Source organism: Streptomyces sp. NPDC088246 (assembly GCF_044741025.1).
GTDB lineage: Bacteria > Actinomycetota > Actinomycetes > Streptomycetales > Streptomycetaceae > Streptomyces.
In genome coordinates this window covers 110,150-122,253 of the sequence record NZ_JBIURV010000015.1, presented here as the reverse complement: position 1 = coordinate 122,253, position 12,104 = coordinate 110,150, and the positions used below count along the sequence as shown (strand labels likewise).

Sequence of the window (12,104 nt, the reverse complement as noted above, 5' to 3'; positions counted from 1 at the left end):
GGAGTCCGTTCAGCGCGATACGCCGGGCACATAACGGCACGTATCGCTACAATTTGGGCATGGGAGAACGGCCTGTAGCGCCGACTGCGCCCGAACTCGTTCTCGAAACCGACGCAGGACCGACTGTGATGAGTCCGAGCCGGGATTACCACGTCGGGCGCGACCCCATGAGTGACATCGTCATCGACGACGCACGGGTTTCGTGGCACCACGCGGTGCTGCGGCCCGTGGCCGACCACTGGTCGCTGGAGGACGAGGACAGTACGAACGGCACGTACACGGAGGGCAGGCGCATCCACGAGTCGGGCGTGGGCCCCGGCAGCGTCATCCGGTTCGGTCATCCCGCGGACGGGCCGTGCGCCGTGCTGATCGGCCAGGGCCCCCCGGCCTCCGCACTGCATCCTGCCGATCGCCCGTCCGCCGTCTCCGTGCCCGCGGCCACCGGTACGTTCCGGCAGCCGACCACCGTGCGGCCGCGGCCCGTCCACAACGTGAGCATCGGCCGCAGCGCCGACAACGACCTCGTCGTCGACGACCTGACCGTGTCGCACCGGCACGCCGAACTGAGGGCACATCCGGACGGCACGTACGAGATCGTCGACCTCGGCTCGTACAACGGCACGTATCTCAACGGCCAGCTGGTCGGCCGCGCCCCGGTCGCCGCCGGTGACATCGTCGGCATCGGGCACTCCGAGTTCTCTCTGGTCGGCGACGTGCTCCAGGAGTTCGTCGACACCGGTGAGGTCTCGCTCGATGTGCAGGACCTGGCGGTCACCGTGGACCGGGGCAGCAAGACCCTGCTCGACCATGTCTCCTTCCCGGTGGGCGAGAAGTGTCTGCTCGGCGTGGTGGGTCCGAGCGGCTCCGGTAAGTCCACCCTGCTCAACGCACTGACCGGCCTCCGCCCGGCCGACGAGGGCAGCGTCCTCTATGACGGCCGCGACCTGTACCACGACTACGCCGAGCTGCGCCATCGCATCGGGCTCGTCCCGCAGGACGACATCCTGCACTCCCAGCTGACCGTGCGCCGCGCCCTCGGATACGCCGCCGAGCTCCGCTTCCCGCACGACGCCGCCCCGTCCGAACGCCGGGCCCGGGTCGCCGAAGTGATTCGTGAGCTGGCTCTGGAAAGGCGGGCGGAGCAGCCGATCCACAGCCTCTCCGGCGGCCAGCGCAAGCGCGTCAGCGTCGCGCTGGAGCTGCTGACGAAGCCGTCGCTGCTCTTCCTCGACGAGCCGACCTCGGGCCTCGACCCCGGCATGGACCGCTCGGTCATGCATATGCTCCGGGGGCTGGCCGACGACGGGCGTACGGTCATCGTCGTCACGCACAGTGTGCTCAGCCTCGATGTCTGCGACCGGCTGCTGGTCCTCGCCCCCGGCGGGAAGACCGCCTTCTACGGGCCGCCGGACGACGCACTCGCCTTCCTCGGCTTCGAGCACTGGCCGGAGGCGTTCGAGGCGTTCGAGAACGACCGGGACCGGGCATGGTCGGCGCAGTACCGCGCGTCCTCGTTCCACCGGCAGTACATCGCGAACTCCACCGCGCAGCCCCGGCTGCCGCACACCGCGGTCGCCCCGGTCGCGCCACCGCCGAAGACCCGGAGCGGGGGCGCTCAGCTGCGGACGCTGGTCCGCCGCTATGCCGCCGCGCTGAGTGCCGACCGAACCTTCCTGGCCATCATGATCGCTCTGCCGTTCGTGATGGGCGCGATGACCCGGGCCCTGGCCGGCAGCCGGCTGACCCAGGACACAGCGATCAACGCGCTGCTGATCCTCTGTGTGGGCGGCGTGCTGACCGGCGCCGCCAACGCCGTACGGGAACTGGTCAAGGAACGGGCGATCTACCAGCGGGAGCGAGCCGTCGGGCTGTCCAGATCGGCGTATCTGATGTCCAAAGTGGTTGTCCTGGGCACCATTACGGTGCTGCAGGCCGTGGTCCTGACCCTCGTCGGTCTGGTGGGCGTCGATCTGAACGCCCCGGGCGGCAAGGGCGTTCTCCTGCCACCGCTGGTCGAGGTCACGCTGGCCGTGGCCCTGCTGTCGTTCTCGGCGATGATGCTCGGACTGGTCATCTCGGCGCTGGTACGCAAGGAGGAGGTCACCATGCCACTGCTGGTGCTCCTCGCCATCGTCCAGGTCGTCTTCTGCGGTGCGCTGCTGAAGCTGCACGGGGTGCCCGGCCTGGAGCAGCTGGCGTGGCTGGTGCCGTCCCGGTGGGCGCTCGCGGCGATGGGCGGGACCATCGGGCTCGGCAGGATCGTGCCGGGAAAGGTGAGCTCGGATCCGCTGTTCGAGCACTCCGCATCGGTGTGGCTGCTGAACATGGGGATGCTGGTGGTGCTGTCGGTCGTCTTCGGACTGGTGATCGCGCGGCTGCTGCGCCGGCACGAACCCGCCGTCATGCGGAAATAACGGAAGCAGGCGCCCATGGTGACTCCGGAGTTCCGTCCGACCCATGTCGTCCCCCGGGAGGGGCTGCCCGCCTGGGAGGCGCCGGACGTCTCGCGCCCCGCCGAACCGCTCGACCCGCTGCTCCCGGTACAGCTCATCGACCGGCGCGGGGACTGGGGGCAGGTCCTGTGCGCCAACGGCTGGTCGGCCTGGGTCGACGGCCGCCTGCTCGTCTCCGTACCGCAGGGGCCGCCGATGGCCGGGCAGCCACTCGCCCGTACGGCGGATCCGCGCCCCCTGCTGGCCCGGGTCCAGGAGTCGCTGGCCCAGTACCGGCGCGCCGCGGAGGAGCTGGCCGATGGGCGTATCGACGGGGAGACCTTCCGCCGTCGTACGCAGGGGCTGCGGGTGGGGATGGTCATGGACGGCGAGGCGGTGTGGCTGTACGACGCCGAGCACGAGCGCTGGGTGTACTGCGACGGGACGCGGCTGAGCACCTACGCGGCCTCGGCCGGACCGGGCAGGCCGAGTGCAGCCCAGGCGGATGGGCCGCCGGAGGCGGTCGAAGCGGATCCGACGCAGGTCGTCGCGCCCGAGCAGTTGGGGTACGCCCGAGCGCCGGAAGAGAACGACGAGGAACCGACGCAGATCGTCCGCCCGGAACAGACGGCCCGGGACCGGCCGCCGGCGGAGGACCACGAGGAGCCGACGCAGATCGTCCACCCGGTCGGCGAATCCGACCCGCCCGCCGCGCATCCGCCCACCCGGGCGGGTGACGGGTGGTGGCCTGCGAGCCCCGGCGCCCGGCTGCCGCGCACTCCTCGCGGGGCACCGAGCTGTCCGTCGGTAGGCCTTCCGGTCTGATCGGGAAGCAGATCGCGAGCTACGTGGTGGAGAGCGAGATCGGCTGCGGTGGCATGGCGGTGGTCTACCGGGCCAAGGATCTGCGACTGGACCGCACGGTCGCTCTCAAGCTGCTGGCACCCGAACTCGCGCGCAACGACACATTCCGCAAACGCTTCACCCATGAGTCACGGGTCGCGGCCGCGATCGACCATCCCCATAGCGTGCCGGTCTTCGAGGCCGGTGAGACCGAGGGCATTCTCTACATCGCCATGCGCTACGTCGCAGGTCAGGACCTGCGCGCCCGTCTGGACCGCGAGGGGCCGCTGGCCATCGGCACGGCGGTCCGGATCGCCGCGCAGGTGGCGTCCGCACTCGACGCCGCCCACGATCACGACCTGGTGCACCGGGACGTCGAGCCGGGCAACATCCTGGTCGCGGCGGGCACGGACAGCGACCACCCCGAGCATGTGTACCTCACCGACTTCGGCCTGACGAAGAAGTCGCTGTCGCTGACCGGATTCACCTCGGTGGGCCAGTTCGTCGGAACGCTCGACTACGTGGCGCCCGAGCAGATCTCCGGCCGTCCGGTGGACGGCCGGTGCGATGTCTACAGCCTGGCGTGTGTCGTCCACGAGACATTGGCCGGCGGGCCGCCGTTCCGGCGCGACGACGACATGGCTCTGCTGTGGGCCCACCGGTTCGACCCGCCGCCGCCCCTGAGCGAGCTGCGCCCCGATCTCCCGGCCGCGGTGGACGACGTACTGGCGAAGGCGCTGGCCAAGAGCCCGGATGACCGGTACGACTCATGTCTGCAGTTCGTGGCCGCCCTGCGTTCGGCCACCCGGGGCGGTGCGCGGGAGAACCATCCGCCGACCCTGGTCGACCGGCGGATCGCCGCGCGGCCCCCGGAGCCCGAGCCACCGCCCGGGCCGCCGCGGTGGGCACTGCCGGTGTTCCCCGGGCTCCGGCGGTAGGCGCGGTCGTCAGCCGGCCACTTCGCCGCGCCGCAGGACCCTGGAGCCGAGCAGACCGCCGAAGAACCCGGTGACCAGCCCCCAGAGTGCGGCCAGAGCGAGTGCGCTCCCCATGCGCGGGCGCAGGGTGACCTGCCCGCCGAGGCCGCCGTCCACATCCCCGATGCCCAGCAGCGACAGTCCGTAGTGCGCGGAGATGGGGACGGTCAGGCAGATGGTCAGCACGGTGAGTACGAGCCCCACCGCCATGTGCACGGCGTGCTGCCAGGGCGGCATCCGGGCGGGCGAGCCAATCGCCATGAGGAACGCGGCCGACAGGGTCAGGACCGCGGCAACGACCACCAGCCACCAGGACCGCGCGTCGGCATCGGCCAGCGTGGTGACGTCGAGGGTGGAGATGTCCGGAGTGCGGAGTACGGAGTCGAGCACATGCGGCACGGGCAGCCCGAACGGGCCGTCCACCCGTCCCTCCCACGACGCCCCGAGCCCCAGCGTGAAGGCGAGCCACACAAGGTTCGGCAGCCCCAGGAGAATCACGGCGAACGTCTCGGCCGGGTGACCGCGGGTCACCGCGACGACGAGCCCGACGACCAGTCCCACTACGACGTATGCGAGCAGCAACGCCACCATGGCGTACGCGGCCGGGCGCACCGGCTCCTGGAAGCGCACCAGCCGGGCGGGGAGCGGCGCCGCCCGCGACACGAGGAGAGCGAGGACGAGAACCCCTGCCAGCCAGATCAGGCCGAGGACGAGGGTGAGGACGACATCGGCCCGGAATCCGACCTCGGGGGATGCGTCGAACACGTCGCTGATGACTGTGCCGGTCGGGCCCCCGACCGCGACGGCGAACGTCTGGCGAGCGAGCAGCGAGAGGCCGATGAGCACCAGCGCCCAGAGCACTGCCACCCGGGCGGCCCAGCCCGCCAGTTCTCGGGTGCCCGCGACGGCCCGGTGACGCAGCGGGCGCAGAAAGCCCGCGGCGATCACCAGCGCGCCGGCCAGGGTCACCGAGAGCGGCAGCACCGAGAGGTCCGCGTGGGTCTTCGCGAGGTCCCCGGCGTCCCCAAAGAGGTCGACCGTGCCGCCCGCCGCCACCACGACGACAGCCGCGACGACGCGCGGGAACGCACCGTCCGGCAGAGCGGTCGCCCCGGCCGCCCACAGTCCGAGCGCGGCCGTGACCGCCATGGCCACCAGCCCGGCGAGCACCGTGACGAGGGCGTCGCCCCAGCCGTGCGCAGCGCTGTGTCCGTTGCCGCTCCGGTCCCCGGCTCCCTGTTCGCTCACGGGGCCACGCTAGGCACGGCGCCGGGCACTCCGCCCCTTGGGAGAGCCGGTCGGCGTCGGCTTGCGGGCCTCGCGAGCATGGCGCACACAATGTGCATGCAAGGGAAGATTCGGGACCGCTGCCTACCGCCCGGAAGAAGAACCCGTGAGTGACCGAACCCCGCCGTCCGGCCGCCCCACAGGACCACCCTCCGGCCCTCTCTCGGGCCCCACGCAACAGGGACCTGTGCCGGCGCCACCGCCGCACCGTCCCTCCGGCCCTCCGTCCGGACCGCCGGCCGGAGGCGGCTCCGGCAGCACGGGTGGACCCGGTGGGTGCGTTCGCGTCGGTCCTGGGGATCGGTCCCTCCGGCGTCCCCGGCTATCTGCGCTCGCTGACCCCGGTGCAACTCCGGCTGGACACCCGGGTCACCCAACCACGGGTACCGCAACGGTGCACCCACCGGCTTCATCCGCGACCACCGAACCGCAGGCTCCGGTGCCCCCGTCCACCGGGGCGCCGCCCCCATCGCCGGCGTCGGACACGGGGTCGGCCCCCGAGTCCGTGGCGCCTCGGTCCGCGCCGGAATCCGTGGCGACGCCCGCCCGGCCGGCCTCCGGTGGCACCCCGTCGGCCGGCGGGCCGACGGGCCGACGGGCCGACGGGCCGACGGGCCGACGGGCCGACGGGCCGACGGGCCGACGGGCCGACGGGCCGACGGGCGCATAGGAGGGTACTGAAGATCTTGGCCGGATCAGGGAGCGGCGTTCGGTGCGTGCAGCTGCAAGGCGCCGGAGTCCTCGAATGGGGTCTCCCCTGCTCGAACGAAGCTGAGAGCTCGGGGAAGGAGCTATGAGGGCGTTTCGGCAACGCCGCAGATGTGCGTGCCGGGCGTCGCGAGCCCGGCCAAGATCTCCAGCGCCCTCCTAGCTAGGAGGGGACGCGGAGCGGCATGAGCCGTCGTTCTTGCGTGGTCCCGGCGGCTGTTCATCCGTCTGCCACTGAGCAGTGGCGAAGCGGGCAGGGTACGTCGACGCTTGTCCCTACCCACCGATACGCGCGGTGGACGGAGCCTGATGGGGGTGAATCCGTGTCGGACCCGGACGCCGGTGCACCGAACCCGGGGTCGACTCCGGTCGACGGTATGGGGGCGGCGGTCCTCCACACGTTGTTCGCCCAGTCCGCGGTGGGCCTGCATGTTCTGGACACGCAGTTGCGGGTGGTGCGGGCGAACCCCCTTTCCGACGTCGTCCCCGCCGAGCTCCTTGCGGGGCGTCACTTCACCGACGCGTACCACCTCGAACAACCACACGAAGCGGAGCGAATGCTGCGCGGAGTGCTGGACACCGGCGTGGCCTCGCGCGACCGCGTGATCCGCGGCCGGCTCCAGGACGCCCCCGGCCCCACTCGCAGCCTCAGGGTGTCCGTCTACCGTCTGGACGATGCGGACGGTGACACCCTCGGACTGCTGGCCACGGTCGTCGATATCAACGAGCAGGAGAAGGCGCGCGTCCGGGCGGCGTGTCTCGCCGCGGTGCGCACGCGGGTGGGCAGGTCACTCGATGTGGCGGCCACCTGCGAGGGGCTCGTCGAGGCCGTCGTTCCGGTGTTCGCCGACTTCGCCGTGGTCGAGGTGGTGGACGAGGTCCTGCGCGGCTCGGATCCGCCGACCGGACCCCTGGGGCGCGACGTCCCACTGCGCCGCGCGGCAGTCCGAGGCCTCGGCGCCGACGGTCGCAGGGACGGCCTGGTCGGGGAGATGCGCAGGCTGCCCGCCCGTACCCCCTACGGTCTGGCCGCGTCGGATCTCCGGCCCCGTCTCGTCCAGATCGGTCCCCGGACACCGTGGCTCGACGCGGACCCCGACAGCACCCGGATGATCGAAGCGACCCGGGCCCACTCCTTGATCGTGGTCCCGCTGAAGCTGCACGGCACGGTCCTCGGTCTGGTGAGTCTCTACCGGTGCCGGGGTACGGAGCCCTATGAGGAGAACGATGTCCCGCTCGCTCTGACCGCAGCCGCTCATGTCGCACTGAGCGTCGACAACGCACGGCGCTACGAGCGCGACCATGTGATCGCGTCGACGGTCCAACGCCGCCTCCTCCCCCAGCGCGACGGTGACCGGATCGCTGTGGAGACGGCACACGTCCTGCTGCCCGGGCGCAACAGCGGCTGCTGGTTCGACACCATCGGTCTCTCCGGCGCGCGCACCGCTCTGATCATCGGCAATGTCGAGGGTCCCGGCCTCCAGACGGCCATCACCATGGGGCAGTTGCGGACCGTCATCCACGCGCTGGCCGGTCTCGACCTGGAGCCGGACGAAGTGCTTGCCCGGCTCAGCGACACCGCCGGCCGCCTGGCCGTCGAACGGGCATCGCTTCCGCCCGGCGACCGACTGCACCGTGAATCGCCCGAGGCGACCTGCATGTACGCGGTCTACAACCCGTTCTCCCGTACCTGCACCATCGCACGGGCGGGGCATCCGACGCCGGTTCTCGTCACGCCCGACGGCACCACGACCACCCTGGACGTACCCCAAGGGCCCTCGCTCTTCTCCACCGACAGTTCGCCGTTCGCCACCGCTGCCTTCGAACTCGACGAAGGCAGCGTTCTGGCGTTCTTCACCGGCACCCTCCTGACCGGCCACGGGTCCGCAAACCGGGTACGGGAATCGCTCGCGCAGCCCGGCCGGAGTCTGCAGGACCTGTGCGACGACGTCGCCTACACCCTTCCGGCCGAGGACTGTCCCGAGGGCGCCGCCCTTCTTCTCGCACGTACCGGCGTCGTCCCGCCCGAACGGGTCGCGACCTGGGAGCTGGCCCATGACCGGACCACGCCCGCCATCGCCCGTACGCTCGTGCGCGACCGGCTCGACGGCTGGAACCTCGACGAGGAGACGACCGAGGCGACCGAACTCATCGTGAGCGAACTGATCACCAACGCCGTCCGCTACGGCACCCCTCCACTGCAACTGCGGCTGATCCTGGGCCGCTCGCTCACCTGCGAGGTGCACGACAGCAGTCGGGTGTCACCCCATCTGCGCCATGCGCGCACCGTCGACGAGGGCGGGCGCGGACTGTTCATCGTCTCCCAGCTCGCCACCCACTGGGGCACCCGGTACAGCAGCGACGGCAAGGCCCTGTGGACCGAGCAGGAGATCCCGTCCTTGGCGGATGAGTCCTGACCTCGGCATGCGGCACCCGCTGCGCACGGCCGCCTTCCTCGTGGCGGCCGTGCGCACGCTGGTGATGGCGATGACCGCGACAGAGCGCAGCACCGTGGTGCCCCCCTCGTTCCACCAGTCGGTACCCGGCAACGAAGGTGGCGCCCCGCGGCCGGGCTGGCCGCGGGGCGCCACGATCAGGGTGGTGGCGGCCGTTCCGGGGACGGAGAGCGGTCGCCGGTCGCGTCAGTCGCGACCGTCGTGGTGGTTACGGCCGCCACGGTCGTCGCGGCTGTCGTGACCGTTACGGCTGTCGTGACCGTTACGGCCGTCGTGACCATTGCGGCCGTCGTGGTCCCGGTCGTGGCGGTCCAGGCCATCGCGGTCCCGGCCGTCACGGTCCCGGCCATCGCGGTCCCGGCCATCGCGGTCCCGGCCGTCACGGTCCCGGCCATCGCGGTCCCGGCCGTCACGGTCCCGGTCGCGGCGGTCCCGGTCGCGGCCATCGCGGTCGCGGCCATCGCGGTCCCGGTCGCGGTCGCGGCCCCAGGACTTCGAGTCGACCCTGCGACCGTACGCGTCCCGCAGAGTCGCCGTGTCGCTGGCGTCCCATACGTGGTTGCGAAGGTCCTGGTAGACGTCGCGGCTGGTGTCGCGGCCGACTCCGGTGTGCACACGCACCGATGAGCGGCCGGCCAGCCGCAGGTCGAACCGGTAGGTGCGGCGGCTCTCGTCGCTCAGGGTCCAGCCGCGGAGGTTGACCGAGTGACGGCCGGTGTTGGTGACGGTGACCCATTCACCGTTGAGGCTCCGGTTGGAGCCATTGTCGTAGCCAGGACTGTTGTACTGGATCGCGCCCAGGACCACGGCCGAACGCGGGTCGGTCTGGGTGTGGCCGTGACCGCGGTCGCGACCGATCCCGTGGTCGTGTTCGTCTGCGATCGCCGGCAGTGCGGCGGCGGCCACCAGTGCGCCGGAGGCGAGAACGGTAGCGGTGAACCGCCGTGCGGAACGGGACATGAAGACCCCTCAGATGCGGGCCCGGACCGTGCGGTCCGAGCGTTTTCCGGTCTCGGCCTGTTGCCGAGAACGCACACTGTGGCCCGATCGCCCGAGTCACGAAAGACGCACCGATACGCGTTACGAAGTACGGACATTTCCGTCACACGCACCTGTAACCGGCACGCATCCAACCCCCCGAGTACCTGCCAACCCCTGCCTGCTGCACCCATCCGCGCGACACCGAACCGATGCCGCCAGTGGCGGCATCCAGTACCCGGCGCACACCCACGCACCCCCCGTGTGACCGGTCCGGGAAATCCGTAACAACCACCGCCCGTACAGCCTTGAACACCCGTTCCCTTACCTACGGAAAGAAGAATGACAGTTCTGCCGCGAGCCATTGCACCGCGAGGACAACAGTGGTTGAGTGACAGAGGAAGATATGAATTGAGGTTCAGAACATCGCTGACACGCCCTCGCCGAGCCGGCCATCGCCGCGGGTATCGCCGCAGGTGGGCTGCCTGCGGCGAATGCACAGCTGTCGGCCACCACCGTGATCGGGGCGGTCGCGAGGCACTTCTCGGCCCGTTGTCCCCGGTCGGCGAGCGGACCGACCCGGGACCGGTCGTAGAGGGCATCGCCACGCTGTGCCTCAGAGCCGTCGTAGCCGACGGCACCTGATCGCGAGCCGCACACCGCCGTACCCACTCCCCCGCCGCCCCGCCCATCGACCCAGGACAGGAACCCGCGATGACCGTCACCCCGCACCGGACCGACGTGCGGCCCGAGGCCCCCGCGCCGCACCCCACCCATGAGGTCACCAACCAGGCGCCGCCCCGGACCGGCCTCGACGAGTACGGCACCAATCTGCCGCTCGCACAGGCCGTCCGGACGTTCGGCGCGGCCTGGCACGAGCCGGAGCTGCACGACATCGGCACCCTGGTCGGTTCCGAGCGGTTCCAGATCAGTGCGGAGCTCGCCCACACCTCCCCGCCCGTCCTGCGCACCCATGACCGGTACGGCAACCGCGTCGACGAGATCGACTTCCACCCCGCGTACCACGAGGTCATCGGCGCGGCGGTGAGTCATGGCACACACACCGCGGGCTGGGCCGACCCGAAGCCCGGAGCAGCGGTGGCGCGGGCGGCTTCGTTCATGCTGTTCGCCCAGATCGAGCCCGGCCACGCCTGCCCGATGTCCATGTCGCATGCCGTGGTCCCGGTCCTGCAGCGCGATCCGGACGTGGGACGGGACTGGCTGCCCGGCCTGCTCAGCCGTTCCTACGACCCCCGGCTGATCGCTCCCGGCAGCAAGTCCGGGCTGACCTTCGGCATGGGGATGACGGAGAAGCAGGGCGGCTCCGACGTCCGCGCCAACACCACGCGCGCCGTCCCGCTCGCCTCCGACCCCGAGGGGCGGGCCCATCTGCTCACCGGCCACAAGTGGTTCTTCTCGGCCCCGCAGTCGGACGCCTTCCTGGTCCTGGCCCAGGCCGAGGCCGGGCTCACCTGCTTTCTCGTACCGCGGGTACTGGCCGACGGCACCCTTAACACCGTCCGCATCCAGCGGCTGAAGAACAAGCTCGGCAACAAGTCGAACGCCTCCTCCGAGGTGGAGTTCGACGGCACCTGGGCGGTGCGGGTCGGCGAGCCCGGCCGCGGCGTCCCCACCATCATCGAGATGGTCAACCACACCCGGCTCGACTGTGTGCTCGGCACCACCGCCGGCATGCGCCAGTCGGTGTCCGAGGCGATCTGGCACGCACATCACCGCAGCGCGTTCGGTGCCCGGCTGGTCGACCAGCCGGCCATGACGGCGGTCCTTGCCGATCTGGCGCTGGAGACGGAGGCCGCGACCTGGACCTCACTGCGCCTGGCCCATGCCTACGAGGCCGACAGCGGCGAGTCCGAGGCGATGTTCCGGCGGCTGGCCACCGCGGTGTCCAAGTACTGGATCTGCAAGCGCGGCCCGCACCACGCCTACGAAGCGCTGGAGTGTCTGGGCGGAAACGGCTACACCGAGGACTGGCCACTGGCCCGGCGCTACCGCGAACAGCCGGTGATGGCGGTGTGGGAGGGCTCCGGAAACGTCATCGCGCTCGATGTGCTGCGGGGCATGGCCAGGACCCCGCAGTCGCTGAACGCCTTCTGGGCCGAGCTGGAGACCACGGCCGGTGCCAGTTCCGTGCTGGACGCACACAACCGTCGGGTACGCCAGGAGCTGGCCGAGGACCTGCGCGACCCGCTGGCCGCGCAGACCCGCGCCCGGGCGACCGTCGAGGGCATGGCGCTGGCTCTGCAGTCCTCGCTCATGCTGCGCCACGCTCCCGCGGCAACGGCCGAAGCATTCGTCGCCGCCCGGCTCGGCGAGGCCCGTGGCCATCAGTACGGCATCCTGCCGCGCGGCACCGATGCAGCGGCGATCGTGGAGCGGCACTTCGGCGGGACCATCTGAGGCAG

6 protein-coding genes and 2 pseudogenes are annotated in these 12,104 nt (G+C 71.2%); 6 read left to right on the top strand and 2 right to left on the bottom strand.

The window, feature by feature from the left end; genetic code table 11:
- Positions 1–59: 59 nt before the first annotated feature.
- Genes ACIPEK_RS21805 through ACIPEK_RS21795 form a run of 3 tightly spaced genes read left to right on the top strand, consistent with a single transcriptional unit; the run spans position 60 to position 4,213 of the window.
- Positions 60–2,414 carry an FHA domain-containing protein gene (locus ACIPEK_RS21805; protein WP_383081469.1) on the top strand — a complete coding sequence of 785 codons (2,355 nt, stop codon included), beginning with the start codon at positions 60–62 and terminating at the stop codon, positions 2,412–2,414.
- Between the two features lie 15 nt (positions 2,415–2,429).
- On the top strand, positions 2,430–3,257 hold the full coding sequence (locus tag ACIPEK_RS21800; protein ID WP_401998464.1) for a hypothetical protein: 828 nt from the start codon (positions 2,430–2,432) through the stop codon (positions 3,255–3,257).
- Positions 3,230–4,213: a serine/threonine-protein kinase gene (locus ACIPEK_RS21795; RefSeq protein WP_401998650.1), complete on the top strand. Its 984-nt coding sequence runs from the start codon at positions 3,230–3,232 to the stop codon at positions 4,211–4,213. The genes ACIPEK_RS21800 and ACIPEK_RS21795 overlap by 28 nt, the downstream gene beginning before the upstream one ends.
- Positions 4,214–4,222: 9 nt before the next feature.
- Here the strand turns inward: ACIPEK_RS21795 and ACIPEK_RS21790 are convergent, their stop codons facing one another.
- Positions 4,223–5,500, bottom strand: coding sequence for a streptophobe family protein (locus ACIPEK_RS21790; RefSeq protein ID WP_401998461.1), 1,278 nt, complete (start codon positions 5,498–5,500; stop codon positions 4,223–4,225).
- Between the two features lie 145 nt (positions 5,501–5,645).
- On the opposite strand from ACIPEK_RS21790, the pseudogene ACIPEK_RS21785 reads away from it, so the two are divergent.
- Positions 5,646–5,950: pseudogene (locus ACIPEK_RS21785) on the top strand (DUF6777 domain-containing protein); the annotation flags it as partial.
- Between the two features lie 674 nt (positions 5,951–6,624).
- Complete coding sequence (locus tag ACIPEK_RS21780) at positions 6,625–8,664, top strand: SpoIIE family protein phosphatase (protein WP_401998647.1); 2,040 nt, start codon at positions 6,625–6,627, stop codon at positions 8,662–8,664.
- Positions 8,665–9,183: 519 nt separating this feature from the next.
- Here ACIPEK_RS21780 and ACIPEK_RS21775 read toward each other — a convergent pair.
- A pseudogene (locus ACIPEK_RS21775) lies at positions 9,184–9,663 on the bottom strand (lamin tail domain-containing protein); the annotation flags it as partial.
- Between the two features lie 732 nt (positions 9,664–10,395).
- Between ACIPEK_RS21775 and ACIPEK_RS21770 the strand changes: the two are divergent.
- The gene (locus ACIPEK_RS21770) at positions 10,396–12,099 is read left to right on the top strand and encodes an acyl-CoA dehydrogenase family protein (protein WP_401998458.1); all 1,704 of its coding nucleotides are present in this window, start codon (positions 10,396–10,398) and stop codon (positions 12,097–12,099) included.
- Positions 12,100–12,104 lie beyond the last annotated feature (5 nt).